Raw genomic sequence first — 15992 nt, 5'->3', positions numbered from 1 at the left:
GTCTTGTTGTCCGCCCTATCTCCGGAGTCAGCGAATGAAAAAGATTCTGCGTCGTATCGATCAGGTCAACACCTGGATCGGACAGTTATTTGGCTGGTGTGCATTGATTCTCACGCTGTTTGTAACCTACGAGGTATTCTCGCGTTACGCTTTTAAAAACCCACATGCCTGGGCATTTGACGTGATGAATATGCTTTACGGAGCACTGTTCATGATGGCCGGTGCCTATACCCTGGGTAAAAACGGTCATGTCCGTGGCGATGTGCTGTACGGTTTTTTTCCGCCTCGCCTGCAGGCATTGCTCGATCTTATTCTTTATATCCTGTTCTTTTTCCCTGGCGTGATTGCGCTTGTGTGGGCCGGCTATAACTACGCCTCCGAATCGTTTGTGATCAACGAACACTCCACAATCACAGCGGACGGACCGCCCATATACCCGTTCAAAGCGATTATTCCCATTGCCGGCGTCGCGCTGATTGCGCAAGGTATTGTCGAAGTGGTGCGTTGTGTGCAGTGCCTGCGGCGCGGCGACTGGCCTTCCAGAGATATCGATGTCGAAGAAGTCGACGTGGACAAACTGAAAGACATGGTCAATGTGACGGATGCCGATATCGAAAAGGCAGACCGGTACGTTGTCCGGCAAGGGGATAAAGCATGAGAAAAGAGGCCTGGTTCGGAATCAGTATTCTGATCGCAATTGTCCTGGCGCTGGTCGTGTTCATGCCGGCACCCGCAGATATTACCAACGGCCACCTGGGCTTGCTTATGCTGGCACTTATCGTGGTCACCATCATGCTGGGTTTCCCGACTGCATTCACGCTAATGGGAATGGGGGTGATTTTCACGCTGTTTGCCTACAGAGGCATGGGGCCGAAACTGGCGATTGAGCAAACGCTTGATCTGATGGTGCTGCGCACGTATGCTGTCATGACCAATGATGTGTTGATCGCCGTTCCGCTTTTTATCTTCATGGGGTATCTGGTCGAGCGCGCCAATCTGATCGAAAAACTGTTCAAAAGCCTGCATCTGGTCATGGCCAGAATTCCCGGGTCACTGGCGGTGGCGACGGTGATCACATGCGCGGTGTTTGCAACGGCCACCGGTATCGTCGGTGCGGTTGTTACGCTGATGGGTTTGCTGGCGCTGCCCGCCATGCTCAAATCGGGCTATGACATCAAACTTTCAGCCGGCGTCATTACTGCGGGAGGGTGTCTGGGTATTATGATTCCGCCATCGGTGCTGCTGATTGTATATGGTGCTGTCGCGGGAGTATCGGTTGTGAAATTATACGCAGCCGCTTTTTTCCCCGGCATTATGCTGGCGGGCATGTATGTCTTGTACATTATCCTGGTGGCAAAAATCAAACCGGCCTGGGCGCCGCCCCTGCCCGAAGAAGAGCGGCGCATTCCATTGCCGGAGTTTGCCACCCGAATCAAGGACTCAATCAGCAATAAGGCGCTGCCAGGCCTGGCTCGCGCGCTCAAGGGGGATCGCAATCGTGATATTCCCGCTTCTGTGATACTGAAGCAGTTATTTATTACGTTGATCCCTGCCATACTGTTTATTTGCGCAGTCGGTCTGAGCTATAAGCTCTCTGTGACGTCGACGGCCACGCAGAGCACCGAGCTGATGGAGTTGGGTTCACTGGATGCGCCATCCACGATACAGTACGCCGGTTCGTTGCAAGAGCCGGAAGGGGCGGGGTTGGCAGAGCCGCCCGGTGGGCTCGCCGAGCCGCCAGGCTCCTTACAGGCAGAGCCGCCAGGCGGTATCGCGGAGCCACCGGGCGCCACGGCGCCTGTGACGCAGAACAATGCTGCCGCGCCAGCAAACGCGCCTGTGGCAGAAAAACCGAGTGTGTCGCCTGTTTTCTGGATCGTCTTTGCCGTGGGTCTGGTACTGATCATCGCGTTTTATGCCTGGTTTACGTTCGCACGACTCGAAATTTTCAAGATGTTGCTTGCATCGTTTTTTCCGCTGGCGATCATGATTCTGGCGGTTCTGGGCAGTATTGTGTTCGGCTTTGCCACGCCATCGGAAGCGGCGGCGATGGGGGCGTTCGGGGGCATTCTGCTGGCGCTGTGCTACAGAAGGCTGAATATGCCGATGCTCAAGGAATCTGTCTATCTGGCGGCACGGACCAGCGCCATGGTGTGCTGGCTGTTTGTCGGGTCCAGTATTTTTTCAGCAGCCTTTGCGTTGCTTGGAGGCCAGGAAATCATCAATAACTGGGTCGTGTCCATGGACCTGACGCCAGTGGAATTCATGATTCTTGCCCAGATTGTTATCTTCCTTCTGGGCTGGCCGCTGGAGTGGACCGAGATTATTGTGATTTTCATGCCGATTTTTCTGCCGTTGTTGGCGCATTACAATATCGATCCGCTGTTCTTCGGCATTCTGGTTGCACTGAATCTGCAGACGGCATTTTTGTCTCCTCCCGTCGCCATGTCGGCCTTTTATCTGAAGGGTGTTGCCCCTCCGCATGTCACGCTCAATCAGATTTTTTTGGGGATGCTGCCGTTCATGGGCATTCAGATACTGGCGCTGATTCTGTTGTATCTGTTTCCGAAAATCGGTTTGTGGCTGCCTGAAGTGCTTTATTGATTTCGTTTTTCAGACAGCATGTCAAACAGCAATTGCGCGACGGGTCGGAGTTCCCGACCGCGACGCTGCATTAATCCGATTGTGCGGCTTATCGGTGGGTTGTGCAGGGGTATGCTGACCAGAGATCCATCATTTTTGGGCGGCATGGCAAGCTGGGGTACCACGCCAAGGCCCAGGCCGGCCGCAACAAAACTGACCAGTGCTGAAACATGCTGTACTTCATATATCCAGCGAGGCTGGCTGGTGGTGTGGGCCAGGGCCTGATCAATCAGAAAGCGGTTGCCGCTGCCCTGAGCCAGACTAATATAATCCTGTTCGTTCAGATCTGCCCAGTCAAGTCGTGGACGACCAGCCAGACGGTGTGCCCGGGGCACGGCGACCACGAAAGGCTCTTCCAGCAGCGGGTGGAACTCGACATCCGCGTCCTGCACGCCAAGATACGTCAGCGCAAAATCGACATCGCCATTGGCGACGGTGGCCAGAAGCGACGTAGAGGGTTCATCCAGTACCCGCACCCTGATGCGTGGATAGCGTTTGTGATATTGCTGAATGACTGCAGGCAGAAAATAGGCCACCGCAGACGGAACGCACGCGATGGTGACTTCGCCGGACAATCTGTCTGACACGTCCTCCATGCCGATTAGCGCGTTCTCCAGTTCATTCAGCACATTTCTTGCACGTGGTACGAATCCCCGTCCAATGGTGGTCAGTTCCACCTTGCGTGTTGTCCGTTCAAACAGGCGGACCGAGAGTGCCGTTTCCAGTTTGTCGATGCGTCTGGACAGCGCGGACTGGGACAGGCAGAGCGCTTCGGAGGCTGCACGAAAACTCCGCAGATCCGCGACGGCAAGAAAGGCCTTTAAATCTATCAAATCGAATTTCATGCGTTTTCAACAATAATTGATCGGTTTTTTGCACTTTACTATATATTCGGCGTTCCTCATAATCGCTTCCATTACAAACAGATTGTCGTGCATACGACAGATCGTTCAATGAGGAGACAGGCGATGAAATCAAATGCATTCAGATATATGTTTGCCGGCTTGGCCGTGGCTGCCACCGCAACGATCCCTTTTGGCGCGGCCCGGGCCGACGCTGTCTGGGAACCCGAGCGTCCGGTGCGTATCGTGGTGCCTTACGGACCGGGTGGCAGCTCGGATGTCATTGCCCGCGCCATTGGTGCCGAAATGGCCAAGGGACTCGGGCAGGCAGTGGTGATCGAGAATAAAGGCGGCTCTCAGGGGGTGATTGCCATGCAGGACGTCGCCCGGGCCAGGCCGGATGGCTATTCGCTGGTCCTGGGGCACGTGGGAACACTGGCGGTCAATCCGGCGATGATGCCCAATCTGCCCTACGACGTAAAGAAGGACTTCGCTCCGATTACGTTACTGGCCAAGGTGCCAATGATTTTCGCGGTCAGTGCGCAAGTACCGGTCACGACATTCGAGGCATTTATCGAAATGGCCAGGAAACAGCCGGGACAGCTCAATTATGGATCGGCCGGGAATGGCAGTGCAGGCCACCTTGCATTTGAAATGTTGAAAACGGCGACGGGTATTCAGGTACAGCATATTCCGTACAAGGGTACCGGCGCGCAAATCACAGATTTGATCGCGGGCAGAACACAGGCGGCCTCGGCGGGTACGCCCGGCCTGTTGCCGCTGGCCAAGGCAGGGCAGGTGCATATTATTGCCGTTGGATCCCGCAAGCGTCTGGAGGTGCTTCCTGATGTCCCGACAGTGGCTGAACGCGGCTATCCGGGTTTTGAGAGTTCGCAATGGTTTGGTTTGCTGGCGCCGGCTGGTACGCCCCAACCTGTCATCGATCGGTTGAATCAGGAGGCGCTCAAGGCGCTGCGCTCGGCTTCCGTGCAGACCCGTCTGGAACATGATTCAAGTGAAATGGTGGGCTGGGGGCCGCAAAAGTTCGCCTCGTTCATTGACGACGAGGCGGTGCGCTGGGGCAAAGTCGTCCGCCAGGCCAATCTCCAATCGAACTGATGAACACACTTTCAACGGAAATAACATGAATACACGAGTAGAAGCGCGCGTTGCAGAGTCCGAATGGAGTTCCCTGGGCAATCAGGCATTCAGGGCGCTGGGGCTGCCCCCGGAAGCCGCTGCGGATGTGGTGAAAGTTCTGGTCCTGGCGGATCTGTTCGGCCTGTCCACCCATGGACTGAGCCGAGTAGAGTCTTATGGCGAACGATTGCGTTCCGGCGGCATCAATGCGTCGGCCAATATCACGACCGTGAATATTACGCCGGGCATCCGGATGGTGGACGGGGACAATGGAACGGGACCCCTGGTAGGCATGCATGCGCTCAGAGCGGCGCAGAGTGCCGCCAAGGCGTGCGGTATCGGTGTGGCATTTGCCCGTGGCAGCAACCATTTCGGACCTGTTTCCCCGTACGCTTACCTTGCTGCACAGGAAGGTTTCGCGAGTATTATCGGGAGTAATGCAACGACAACAATTGCGCCCTGGGGAGGAAGCGACGCGCGGTTGGGCAATAGTCCGCTGGGATTTGGCATTCCGAATCCGGATGGTAAGCCCTTTTTACTTGACATGGCTATGAGCGTTGTCGCCCGTGCGAAAATCCGCAATGCGCTTCGCGATGGACAAAGTATCCCTTCAACATGGGCCACAGATGGAAATGGCAATCCGACCACCAGCCCGGCCGAGGCATTAAACGGGTTTTTGCTCCCGATTGGCGGACACAAGGGTTACGGCCTTGCGTTAATGGTGGATTTATTCGCCGGGGTTTTGTCTAATGCCGCCTATCTGACGCATGTGAAGTCGTGGGTCGATGCACCCGATGAGCCGCAGAATCTGGGACATTTCTTTATTCTGATTGATACCAGACAGCTCGGCGCTGCTGCGTGGCTGAGCCAGCGAATGACAGATTTTGCAGCCATTTTGCATGACAGTCCTGCCGTCGATGACTCGCAACCGGTGATTGTGCCAGGTGAAATTGAATTGACGCGCATGGCGGAGCAACATACTAATGGTATCAAAGTAGATCCAAACGTGTTGAGAATGTTGCGCGGGTTCAGCGTCATGCAGGATTAGACGTCGCGTCACAACACGAAAGCCTACTTCTTTCGTAAGATAGCGATTGTTGCTTTTTTCGGCACGAGACACTGGTCCGTCCGGTTCGACGCATCCATGGCCACGCAGATAGCGGTGCCGGCGTGCATACTGTTATGAGGAGATCGATTTATGTCTATAGACCCTGCTATCGCCCAGGCTTTTACCCCGACAGGCGTGTTACGGGCTTCCATCAATGTCGGCAACCCGATTTTGGCCGGACGAGACCGTGAGGGCGGGCAGCCCTATGGTGTTTCGATCGATTTGGCCAATGCCTTTGCGCAGCGCCTGGGCGTTCCTGTCGAATTTTGTGTATTTGACTCCGCAGGCAAGTCTGTCGAGGCCGTGAGCAATGATCAGGCAGATATCGGTTTTTTTGCGATTGATCCGATACGCGGAGCAGGCATCCATTTCACCAGCCCGTATGTCCTGATCGAGGGAGCGTATATGGTCGCAGAGGATTCGGCTTTGCAGGATAATGCGGAAGTGGACCGAACGGGCGTTAATGTGGTTGTGGGTAAAGGGAGTGCTTACGATCTGTATCTGACGCGTGAGCTGAAGCACGCCACCATTGTGCGTGCGCCCACATCGCCCACCGTGGTGGATGTCTATCGGAAACAGGATGCGCAAGTGGCAGCCGGGGTGAAACAACAACTGCAGGCCGATGCGTCCCGCCTGGGCGGTCTGCGTCTGCTGCCGGGGCGCTTCATGGTCATCCAGCAGGCCATGGGGGTTCCCAAAGGTCGAGGCGCGGCCCCTGCGCAGTTCCTGGCTGCATTCGTTGAAGACATGAAGGCATCCGGGTTTGTTGCAGAAGCGCTTGAGCGTCATGGTATTGAAGGCGCTTCTGTTGCACCACCGGCGGGGTCCGCAGACTAACCGCTTATGCCGATTCGGTCGCCACGCTCATGAAACTGGACACATAGTCGTCGGCGGGGTGGGTAGCCAGTTCATCCAGGCTGCCGCTTTGCACCAGTCTGCCCTGATTGAGCAGGGCGACGGTGCCTCCCAGGATGCGGGCTTCCTCTACGTCATGTGTGATAAACACAATTGTCTTATTGAGCCGATCCTGCAAATCCAGCAGCAAGGTCTGCAACTTGCGCCGGATCAGCGGGTCCAGCGCTGAGAAGGGTTCGTCCATCAGCAGAATATCCGTGCCGGCGGCAAGGGCGCGAGCCAGTCCCACACGCTGACGCATGCCGCCCGACAGCTCGTCATAATAATGCGATTCGTAGCCGGACAATTCAACTTCGTTCAGCCAATATCGCGCCTGTTCGGCACGTTCATGTTTCGGCACTCCACGCACACGCAAGGCAAACTCGGCATTCTGCAGCACGGTAAAATGCGGCAATAGTCCAAAGTGCTGGAACACCATGGCAATCCGCTTCTGCCGGAACTTCTGCAGATCGGGAATGGACAGGGCGGTGACATCCACATCTTCGACCCAGACGGTGCCGGTGTCCGGGTCAATCAGGCGATTGATATGTCGCAGCAGGGTGGACTTGCCGGAGCCGGATAGCCCCATGATGCAGTAGATGCCATTGGATGGGATCGTCAGGTTGATGTCCCTCAGTGCGACATGGCAGTCTGTTTCAGAGGTGATATCTTCGCTGCTCGATCCCTGTTCCAGCAAAGCCATGGCTTTGGCATGGCGCTTGCCGAACACCTTATTGATATTCTCAAGCCGAATGAAACGGTCATTGGCAACCGGGTTGCCTGTTCGCGTCAGAATCGAGTCGGGCGCGTTGTCGATTGTGCCTGTTGTCATCGTGTTCTCCTGCGGTTGCCATAGGCCTGGGTGATCCGGTCAATAATCACGGCAAGAATCACAATGGCGCCACCGGCTTGTACGCCCTGTCCGACGTTCAATGTCTGCACGGCTTCCAGTACCTGTTCTCCCAATCCGGGCGCGCCAATCATGGAGGCCAGCACCACCATGGATAGCGACATCATGACCGCCTGATTGATCCCTGCCATGATACTGGGCTTGGCCAGCGGCAGAATGACCCAGCGCAGCATTTGCCAGCGGTTGGTGCCGAATGCCGTACCGGTTTCGTGCATCTCGCGGCTGATTTGCAAAATGCCCAGCGCCGTCAGGCGGATCAGCGGCGCGATGGCGTAAATGATCGTCGCAAACAAGGCCGGAACATTGCCCAGTCCGAAGAGCATCAGCACAGGAATCAGATAAACAAAACTGGGCATTGTTTGCATGATGTCCAGCACAGGCTGAAGAACGCGATAGACACGCGGACGCCCGGCGACGAATATCCCTATTGGTATTCCGATGATGACAGTCAAAATAACTGCACAAATCAGCAATGCGAGCGTTTGCAGCAAGGCTGTCCACAGGCCGAAAGCGCCAATCACAAAGAGCCCGATCGCGCAGATCACTGCAAAGATGATCGAGCGTGTACTATGCCAGGCCAGTATCGCGGTTGCCAGAATCAGCAGCCACGACGGTATGGCAGAGAGCACCTGTACGGTCGGGCTCAGCAGGTAGCGGGTAATGAAGCCGCTCACTTGCCGAAATGATTCGCCATATTTACCCACCACTGATTTCAATCCGCTGTTCAGACCGTTCTCGATGGACCAGTCCGGGAAAATGGTGCTTGTCGCGACTGATTGCCCGGTCCACTCCTGCAGATTTTCTGCTGCGTCGGCACTAACCCATTTTTTCCAGACTTCGGGATGCGCCTTCAGAAACAGTTCCGCCTGCGCAGTGCCATCACGCTTGTTTTCTGTCATTTGTAATATTGCGCCGTTCAGCTCATCTGCGGTGAACTGGATTTTTCCGAAAAACTGCATCAGGTCCAGATGTTTTTCCTTGAACGGGGTGGATACGGCAATGGAAAGGTTCGATACCGGAAAACCCGTCACGCAGTTTTTGTCACCATCTTTTTCCAGCAGGCTGTTCCAGCATTCGGATTCATTTTTTGGAAACTCAAGTGCCTTGAACTTATACTTGGCCATCAAACCCGTGGGTTGCCAGTAATAAAAGAGCAGCGGTTTTTTCTGTTCGTAGGCCGAGGAGATTTCGGCATCCAGTGCGGCGCCGGTGCCCGGGTGGACATTGTCGTAGGTTTTATCCAGACCCGTGGTGTGCAGCAGGCGGGTGTTGAATATTTCACATGTCCAGCCCGAAGGGCAGTTCATGAAGCGGGGTTTGCGCCCGCTGGCGGAATCCAGAAAGAGGCTGGAAAAGCGTTCAAGGTCCTTGTAGGAACGCAGCTCAGGATTCTGTTCCCATACATAATCGGGCACATACCAGCCTTGCTGCGCGCCACCTTTAAGGGTGTCGCCCACCATCTCGGCTTTTTTCTCTTCCAGGGCTTTGTTCATGACGTCGGAGCGGCCGACCCATACCTCACCGATCACCTGGATGTCGTTCTGGGCGAGCGCATTTTCCTGGGCCGGACCCGAACCAGGCACTTCGGTTGTCTTGCACTGATAACCGCGTTCGGCAATCAGTCGCAATACAGCGCTGGTGAATTGCCCGCTTTCCCAGGTCAGGGAGGCGAATTTGATCGGTACATCGCACGCAGCTAGGGCAGGTGCGGAAAAGAAAATAAAGAAAACAAACGCGATACGCTGTAACATCGGCCGGGCCCTTGCAATTTGCGTGATCTGTCAATTACAACTGGCATTTGGCTATGGTGCAAGGTTCGGTGCGTATATTGATGCAAATAGGCATCATTTACCCATCATTTGCGTCTGCCTGTGTCATTTTTGATTGTTTTGATGAGTCACAGGCAGATCGCAGTTGCCATGGGCTTGTCCGTGCTGGGACGTTTAGCGGGCCATTGCCCTGTTCAGCACAGTTTCTTCTTCCGACGTCAGATTGGGGCCATCCAGGGAAACGCTGGCATCATCATTTCGATATTTTCTGATAATCGGTTTGAGCTCTTCCTTGATATGTTTTTCGCTGTAGCCGTTGAAAAGATGGCCCAGCAGTCCGCGATCCAGATCGCTTGTTTTCATGAACCAGTCGGCAATCGGAAAAGTGAGGTTCATGTTGTAATGCATCATCAGGCCCATGTTGTGATGGGCGGTGTGATGGCGACGGATCGTATTGATGAAGGGCACATTCCTGACAAACCAGTTGTCGTGGACATGGCAGCAGTAGTGAAAGGTTTCATATACCATATACTGCATGACCATCGTCAGAAAAACGATATATCCGGCATTGGGATTGATAATGATCGAGGCAAGATAGCCCAGTCCCAGCCCGCCGACGCCCAGGGTCAGCAGCACTCTCCAGGGAAAGAAGACTATTCTGAACTCCCGCGTTGAGTCAATCGTGATGTCATTATCGGTAAAGTATTGATGGTGCTGACGGGTATGCCTTTCATAAATCGCACGTAATGCGAACACATCGATCCGCCGATGCATGACGTATGTGTGCATGGCCCATTCCACGAAATTGCCTGCCAGAAAGACGGGAATAATCAGCAAATATTCCCAGCTGGCCGTGCCCAGATGCGACATACAGTAGATGACAGCCGCAATGCCCACGGCATACATCACGCCAATATGTACCAGCCCGTTGTATAAGGGGCTGATATCGCTTTTGTATTGCTCCCGAAATTCTCTCTGTCTTTTGGTCATCATGATGGTTACTCCCTGAATATAATCAGAATGGTCTGTAATAGTGAATCCGTGATCATCCGGATACTTCTTCAAGTGCTTTGCCGCGCGTTTCTACGCCCAGCACGATAACAATGGCCGCGGCAATGATAAAAGAGACGGCGCCTAGCGAGAACACACCTGTCTGTCCGGTAATGGGCAGGAGAAATCCGACGGCAAAGGGGCCTACAAACGAACCGAGCCGTCCAATTGCCGATGCCAGACCTGCGCCCGTGGCACGCATGCGGGTGGGGTAAAGTTCAGGGGTGTAGGCGTAAAGGATAGACCACATGCCGAACAGGCAAAATTGCATGAACATGCCGGACATCATCAGGTATTGCAGATCCCCTTGACGCTGGCGACATGGCCATAAATGTATACAGATACAGCGCTACCCAGCAGCAGTAACACGCAAGTGGGTTTGCGACCGATTTTTTCGATAATCCACGACGCAAAAATAAAGCCAGGCACGCCAGCCAGCGATATGGTCACGGTATAGAGCACTGATTTGGTGACTTCGTAGCCGGCCTGTTGCAACAGAGCCCCAAGCCAGCTGGTCAGACCGTAATAGCCCATAAGCGCGAAGAACCATAAAATCCACAGCATCAGCGTACGGCGTCCGTATTCCCCTTTCCATAGTTCGGAGAAGGTATTGCCCGCGTTAGACTGCGCGGAACGGGCCGGCAGAACGACGACGGGGGGCAGCTCCTTGTTGTTCATTGTTTTGCGTACATGATCCTCCATATGGGTCATGACGCTGTTGGCTTTTTCCTTTTGCCCTGAATCACAGAGCCATCTTGGGGATTCCGGCACATGTCTGCGGATGTAGAACACGAACACGGCAGGCGCTGCCAGCACAAAGAAGATGCCGCGCCAGCCGATCAGATCCAATAGCAGGTAGCTGAGGATGCCCGAGCAAATGAAACCGATAGGCCAGAAGCCTTCCAGGATGGCCAGGTACCTGCCACGCCGGTTGGATGGCACAATTTCCGACACAATTGAAAGCCCCACCGGGAACTCCATTCCCATGCCAAAGCCCAGCACGATACGGCTGGCGATCAGCATGTTGACGTCGGTGGAAAGACCGCAGAACAGGCTGCCCAGACCCCAGAACACCATGCTGACCTGAAAGACGGGCTTGCGGCCGAACTTGTCGGCCAGAACGCCGGCGACGGCAGCGCCCACCAGCATCCCCAGGAAACTGGCGCTGGCCACGATCCCGGTTTGGGCAATACTCAGGCCGAATTCGGCCTTGATCGAGCCGAGAATGAAGGTCATCACCCCCAGGTCCATCGAGTCAAAGAACCAGGCGGTTGCGATAATACAGAATAATTTGGTTTGATAGCTCGTCATCGGGAGCCTTTCCATGCGTCCCGAAATATCCGATGGCGTAATAGATATAGATGCCATTGTTCGTCTCCTTGTGAATATATTTTTCTTGAATTTAACTGATATATTAGTAAAATTCAATATAAATATATCGCACTTGTAATATTTAATTTGTGCTTTTTACAGAGACAACAGTGTTTTAGCCCGGATGCGGTCAATCTTGAGCAAGCCACAAGTGCCAGAAGTGATTGCCGGCCTGACAGAGCCGGCACGGGACACTCATTCCATATATTCGAATGGAACGGACTGTTGAGCTGCAGGTTCGTCGGCAAAGGTGCCGGACCAGGCATTTGAAATAATGCGTTGATATGAGAGAGCGGTATCCGCTACGGGAAAAGCGGTGCGCAGCCGGGTCACACTCATTGCATCCGCGTATAACTGCGGCAATTGTTCGTACTGAATACCGAAGTCTTTCAGGTTGTTCGGAATCCCCAGATCACTGACCAGGGCCTGCAGTCTTTGCGCCAGACGCAGAATCGTCTGATCATTCGGGTCGGACAGCCCGAAAATACCTGCAATATCCAGCAGCTCCTGCTTGCGGCTGTCGCGCAGTTCATAGAGAACGTAGGGCAGAATGACTGCATTGGTGCGACCGTGGGTCTCGTGCGTTAGCCCGGCGACACTGTAGGCAATGCCATGAACCGCATTCAATCCGGCGCTGCCATATGATAAGCCGGCAAATACGCTGGCGTAGCTCATGCCGATACGCGCCTGGATATTTGCGCCATCCCGATAGGCGTTTTCGAGATGCTCGGTGCACAGCGTAATGGCTTCACGCGCAAACATCTTGCTCACGTAAGTGCGGCCGCTGTAGCCGGGGTCGGGGTTGTGGCCGCGATCAAATTGCGTCGAGTCCATGGTGACGTAGGATTCAATGGCATGGATGAGGGCGTCGATGCCTGAATCTGCCGTTACCCGAGGCGGACAGGTGTAAGTGAACTCAGGATCGATAAGCGCAATAAACGGCCTTAGGCGGTTATCCATCAGCGCAATTTTGGTTGCATTATCAGGATCAATCAGAATGGCGCCCGGTGTCACTTCTGATGCCGTACCCGAGGTCGTGGGCATGGCAATAAAGGGCAGCGGCTCATCATCGCCAAGACCATTCATATAATGGGCCACGGGTTTGTTATGGCGTAACGTCAGGGTCAGCGCCTTGGCCAGATCCATATTGCTGCCGCCGCCAAGCGCGATGACGTGGTCAGGAGCCTGGTTGTCCATCGTGCGTAAAATGCTTTGGGTCGCGTGGTCGCAAAGCGTGGTGGAGGGATCGGGCTCGCCGCCGCTGTATACATGTGTGGCGATTCCACATTTGTCTGCAGCGGCGACATAGTCCGACACCCATGATGTTTTTTCTGCGAAATAACGGTCAGTGACAAGAACACCATGACGATAGCCCAGCTTTGCCAGCAACGGCGCCAGATCATGCCGGGCGCCTTCCCTGATGATGAGGCGACTGGGGGCACAAAAAAACAGATGGTCATCAAAACGCATGTATTACTCCAGATTGAGAAATTCGGCTAATTCGGTTGAAACGGTTTCGGTGTTTTCGGTCAGTATGGAATGTCCCGCGTTGGCGATCGTGCGCAATGTTGAGCCGGGGATAAGCTGGCGAAAGGACGAGACCTGGGGCAGGGGGGAGTCCTCATCTTTTTCACCAGTGAGAATGAGGCATGGCATCGTGACTGAGGCACATTCCTGCGCCAATGACGTGTTGGCAATGGCTTGCCAGGTCCACATGATCGCCTGGTGCTCGGCCGCCGCCAGCAGATTCAGGCGCTGTTCGCGTTCGCGAATTTCGTTGAGCAAGCCACTGTCGGTGCGCTGGGCAAACCACGAAACCTTGCTGATATCCGGCACACCTGACAGCAGCATGAGCTTTTGAGGCGGCGCTACGCGCCTGCGGGCGACAAATTTGAGTGCGACGCTGACCCCCATGCTCCAGCCTGCGAGACAATACGGTTCGTCATCATTGATATACTGCTGTACGGTGTTTTCAATGACGTCTGCAAACGAAGCAAGCGTCATGTCCGCTTGCGTATACGGCGTGCCATTGCCTCTTCCGGGCAGATTGGGCAGAATGAAGGTGCAATGACGGGATAGCCTTTCGGCCAGCGCAAGCCACACGCGATTCGTGCCCTGAATGCCATGTATGGCGATTATTTTCACAGGGCCGCAGCCGTGAACCAAAGTATCCGTCATGTTGTCATTGACCCCGGGATATTAGAAAAGCAGGTTGATGAAATTGCCGTAAGCAACAAATATATTAGTTGTATAATAATCACAGAAGTGATTTTTCACAATAGCCGGAAGAAAATGCAACATTACCGGTCAACATTCTCTGGACATCATGGCCTCAACTAACGCATCGAATAGACAGAATAATCAGGACCCTGTTTCCGAGACAGTTCCGCTTCAGCCCAAAGTCAAACTTACCGATATCGCCTATCAGAAGCTGGAAAAGGCCATCACCATGCTGGTGCTGGAGCCGGGCTGTTCCGTTTCCGAACAGCAACTGTGTGATATGACCGATATTGGTCGCACGCCGGTGCGTGAGGCCATCCAGCGACTGGCCAGAGAACATCTGATCATCGTGTTGCCGCAGCGTGGCCTGTTTATTCCCGAAATCAATATACGCAAGCAATTGAAGTTGCTCGAGGCCAGAAGAGAGGTCGAACGGCTTGTGTGCCGCATGGCGGCAAAGCGCAGCACGCCCGAGGAGCAACTGGCCTTTGCGCAACTGCACCAGGATTTCATGGAGTCGGAAAAATCCGGTGATGTGAACCAGTTTCTGAAAGCGGACAGAATGCTCAATGAGTTGACGCTGAAAGCGGCCAGAAATGAATTTGCCGAAGGCGCCATGCGTTTGATGCACGGGCTGTCGCGCCGGTTCTGGTATTTTTATTTCAAAAAATCGCATGACCTGAAAACCATGGCTCGTCTGCATGCCGATATTGCCCAGGCCATCAGCAAGCAAGATACGCAACTGGCTGCCGACGCGTCTGACAAACTTCTGGACTATATCGAGTTTTATACCAAGGAGAGTGTGTCCGATTTTATGTAATATCTTCGGCTGAGCTTCTTCGGCTGGCGCGAGGTCGCACCAGTGTTCACTAAAAATAGTACCAATATATCAATCTACATGTACCAATTTAATAATTAAAAGAATAACTTTCAAAAATTGGTTTATGTGTGGTACATTTTCTTCCGTGGCGTATTGATCCTGATACGCACTGGCTGCTGACGTTAATCAAATAATAAATACGGTCTGGCGCAAAGCCAGCCTTGGAGACATGCATGAAGGCATACCCCTTGTTCAAGGCTGCCGGCGCGGCCTTTTCAATCAGCCTGCTGCTTGGCGCAGCACCCGCGCTGGCGGCGCAATCGTATCCCAGTCGTCCCATCACAATGATTGTGCCTTTTGGACCGGGCGGCTCCGCCGATGTCTACGCACGCATTCTCGGAGAACAGTTGCAGAAAAAATTCGGTCAATCGGTTGTCATTGAAAACAAACCGGGCGCGGGTGCCGTGATCGGCACGACGCAGGTGGCACGTGCTCAGCCCGATGGCTACACCCTGTTGGTGATGTCAAACACACAAACCGTGAACGAAACGCTCCTTAAGGACAAACCGTATAACCTGCTAAAGGACTTTGCTCCTATCGCGCCCATTAACGAGGCAAGCCTGGTGCTGGTCGTCAATAACGATGTCAAGGCAACATCGGTGCAGGATCTGATTGCTCTTGCAAAAAAAGCGCCCGGGTCGCTCAATTATGCGAGCTCCGGGGTGGGCACCCCTTATCACATCGCCGGAGAGTTGTTCAAGACAATGACCGGCACCCAGGCGCAGCATGTACCCTACAAGAGTAGTGGTCAGGCCCGTACCGGTGTCGCAGCCGGGGAAGTCAGCTACATGTTTGATGCGACGGCCACGATGAAACCCCTGATCCAGGCTGGCAAAGTGCGGGCGCTGGCCACTACCGGGAAGAAGAGGTCACCGATCTTCCCGGATTTGCCGACATTGAATGAAGCGGGTGTCGACGGATACGAAGCCAATATATGGCTGGGATTGATCGCGCCCAAGGGAACGCCCCAAGAGATTATTGACACATTGAACAAAGCGGTCAGCGACATTGCCGCGGACTCCGCTGTCAAAGAACGGTGGGCGCAAGACGGGGTAACTCCGATGGTAATGAATCCACAGGCGTTTGCCGATTACATCAAAGAAGACGTGGCCCGTCTGCGGAAAATCGCTCTGGATGCCAAGATGGTGTCCGAGTAAGGGTACTT

Annotated in this window: 13 protein-coding genes and 1 pseudogene; 7 read left to right on the top strand and 7 right to left on the bottom strand. The window is 54.2% G+C overall.

Annotated elements, in window-relative coordinates; translation table 11 throughout:
• Positions 1–34: 34 nt before the first annotated feature.
• Together W822_RS24695 and W822_RS24690 are read left to right on the top strand one after the other, a co-directional pair.
• Positions 35–658: a TRAP transporter small permease subunit gene (locus tag W822_RS24695; RefSeq protein ID WP_024003161.1), complete on the top strand. Its 624-nt coding sequence runs from the start codon at positions 35–37 to the stop codon at positions 656–658.
• Complete coding sequence (locus W822_RS24690) at positions 655–2604, top strand: TRAP transporter large permease (RefSeq protein ID WP_024003160.1); 1950 nt, start codon at positions 655–657, stop codon at positions 2602–2604. Before W822_RS24695 ends, W822_RS24690 begins: the two co-directional genes overlap by 4 nt.
• On the opposite strand, the gene W822_RS24685 is transcribed toward W822_RS24690, so the two are convergent.
• Positions 2598–3488: a LysR family transcriptional regulator gene (locus W822_RS24685; RefSeq protein WP_024003159.1), complete on the bottom strand. Its 891-nt coding sequence runs from the start codon at positions 3486–3488 to the stop codon at positions 2598–2600. The two genes, W822_RS24690 and W822_RS24685, sit on opposite strands and share 7 nt — an antisense overlap.
• 123 nt (positions 3489–3611) lie before the next feature.
• Between W822_RS24685 and W822_RS24680 the strand changes: the two genes are divergently transcribed.
• The 3 genes from W822_RS24680 to W822_RS24670 all read left to right on the top strand — a co-directional run bounded on the left by W822_RS24680 (position 3612) and on the right by W822_RS24670 (position 6570).
• Positions 3612–4604 carry a Bug family tripartite tricarboxylate transporter substrate binding protein gene (locus W822_RS24680; RefSeq protein WP_031241944.1) on the top strand — a complete coding sequence of 331 codons (993 nt, stop codon included), beginning with the start codon at positions 3612–3614 and terminating at the stop codon, positions 4602–4604.
• Positions 4605–4629: 25 nt separating this feature from the next.
• Positions 4630–5673 carry an Ldh family oxidoreductase gene (locus W822_RS24675; protein ID WP_024003157.1) on the top strand — a complete coding sequence of 348 codons (1044 nt, stop codon included), beginning with the start codon at positions 4630–4632 and terminating at the stop codon, positions 5671–5673.
• A 150-nt stretch (positions 5674–5823) separates the two neighbouring features.
• Positions 5824–6570: an ABC transporter substrate-binding protein gene (locus W822_RS24670; RefSeq protein WP_024003156.1), complete on the top strand. Its 747-nt coding sequence runs from the start codon at positions 5824–5826 to the stop codon at positions 6568–6570.
• Between the two features lie 4 nt (positions 6571–6574).
• Here W822_RS24670 and W822_RS24665 read toward each other — a convergent pair whose 3' ends face one another.
• From W822_RS24665 to W822_RS24640, 6 genes and pseudogenes are all read right to left on the bottom strand, one after another.
• Positions 6575–7459 (bottom strand): ATP-binding cassette domain-containing protein, encoded by an 885-nt coding sequence (locus tag W822_RS24665; RefSeq protein WP_051401565.1) that lies wholly within the window; start codon positions 7457–7459, stop codon positions 6575–6577.
• Positions 7456–9288, bottom strand: a complete 1833-nt coding sequence (locus tag W822_RS46650) for a glycine betaine ABC transporter substrate-binding protein (RefSeq protein WP_024003154.1) — start codon at positions 9286–9288, stop codon at positions 7456–7458. The genes W822_RS24665 and W822_RS46650 overlap by 4 nt, the downstream gene beginning before the upstream one ends.
• A 192-nt stretch (positions 9289–9480) precedes the next feature.
• Positions 9481–10299, bottom strand: coding sequence for a sterol desaturase family protein (locus tag W822_RS24655; protein WP_024003153.1), 819 nt, complete (start codon positions 10297–10299; stop codon positions 9481–9483).
• Positions 10300–10351: 52 nt separating this feature from the next.
• Positions 10352–11724: pseudogene (locus W822_RS24650) on the bottom strand (MFS transporter).
• Positions 11725–11922: 198 nt separating this feature from the next.
• Positions 11923–13197 (bottom strand): iron-containing alcohol dehydrogenase, encoded by a 1275-nt coding sequence (locus tag W822_RS24645; RefSeq protein ID WP_024003152.1) that lies wholly within the window; start codon positions 13195–13197, stop codon positions 11923–11925.
• A 3-nt stretch (positions 13198–13200) separates the two neighbouring features.
• Positions 13201–13905, bottom strand: coding sequence for an alpha/beta fold hydrolase (locus W822_RS24640; RefSeq protein WP_034279357.1), 705 nt, complete (start codon positions 13903–13905; stop codon positions 13201–13203).
• Between the two features lie 148 nt (positions 13906–14053).
• On the opposite strand from W822_RS24640, the gene W822_RS24635 reads away from it, so the two are divergent.
• Both W822_RS24635 and W822_RS24630 read left to right on the top strand, forming a co-directional pair.
• Positions 14054–14767 carry a GntR family transcriptional regulator gene (locus W822_RS24635; protein ID WP_024003150.1) on the top strand — a complete coding sequence of 238 codons (714 nt, stop codon included), beginning with the start codon at positions 14054–14056 and terminating at the stop codon, positions 14765–14767.
• A gap of 233 nt (positions 14768–15000) precedes the next feature.
• The gene (locus W822_RS24630; protein WP_034279356.1) at positions 15001–15984 is read left to right on the top strand and encodes a Bug family tripartite tricarboxylate transporter substrate binding protein; all 984 of its coding nucleotides are present in this window, start codon (positions 15001–15003) and stop codon (positions 15982–15984) included.
• The last annotated feature ends 8 nt before the right edge of the window (positions 15985–15992 follow it).

It is taken from the genome of Advenella kashmirensis W13003 (assembly GCF_000506985.1).
Classification (GTDB): domain Bacteria; phylum Pseudomonadota; class Gammaproteobacteria; order Burkholderiales; family Burkholderiaceae_B; genus Advenella; species Advenella kashmirensis_A.
Note: the sequence above shows the minus strand (reverse complement) of the source record. Positions and strands in the feature narration are given on the sequence as shown.

Excerpts from the sequence above, each read along its gene's own strand:
- W822_RS24640 (WP_034279357.1), bottom strand. The coding sequence starts at position 13,905 with ATGACGGATACTTTGGTTCACGGCTGCGGCCCTGTGAAAATAATCGCC.
- W822_RS24635 (WP_024003150.1), top strand. The coding sequence starts at position 14,054 with ATGGCCTCAACTAACGCATCGAATAGACAGAATAATCAGGACCCTGTT.
- W822_RS24670 (WP_024003156.1), top strand. The coding sequence starts at position 5,824 with ATGTCTATAGACCCTGCTATCGCCCAGGCTTTTACCCCGACAGGCGTG.
- W822_RS24690 (WP_024003160.1), top strand. The coding sequence starts at position 655 with ATGAGAAAAGAGGCCTGGTTCGGAATCAGTATTCTGATCGCAATTGTC.
- W822_RS24665 (WP_051401565.1), bottom strand. The coding sequence starts at position 7,459 with ATGACAACAGGCACAATCGACAACGCGCCCGACTCGATTCTGACGCGA.
- W822_RS24675 (WP_024003157.1), top strand. The coding sequence starts at position 4,630 with ATGAATACACGAGTAGAAGCGCGCGTTGCAGAGTCCGAATGGAGTTCC.
- W822_RS24695 (WP_024003161.1), top strand. The coding sequence starts at position 35 with ATGAAAAAGATTCTGCGTCGTATCGATCAGGTCAACACCTGGATCGGA.
- W822_RS46650 (WP_024003154.1), bottom strand. The coding sequence starts at position 9,288 with ATGTTACAGCGTATCGCGTTTGTTTTCTTTATTTTCTTTTCCGCACCT.
- W822_RS24630 (WP_034279356.1), top strand. The coding sequence starts at position 15,001 with ATGAAGGCATACCCCTTGTTCAAGGCTGCCGGCGCGGCCTTTTCAATC.
- W822_RS24655 (WP_024003153.1), bottom strand. The coding sequence starts at position 10,299 with ATGATGACCAAAAGACAGAGAGAATTTCGGGAGCAATACAAAAGCGAT.
- W822_RS24680 (WP_031241944.1), top strand. The coding sequence starts at position 3,612 with ATGAAATCAAATGCATTCAGATATATGTTTGCCGGCTTGGCCGTGGCT.
- W822_RS24685 (WP_024003159.1), bottom strand. The coding sequence starts at position 3,488 with ATGAAATTCGATTTGATAGATTTAAAGGCCTTTCTTGCCGTCGCGGAT.
- W822_RS24645 (WP_024003152.1), bottom strand. The coding sequence starts at position 13,197 with ATGCGTTTTGATGACCATCTGTTTTTTTGTGCCCCCAGTCGCCTCATC.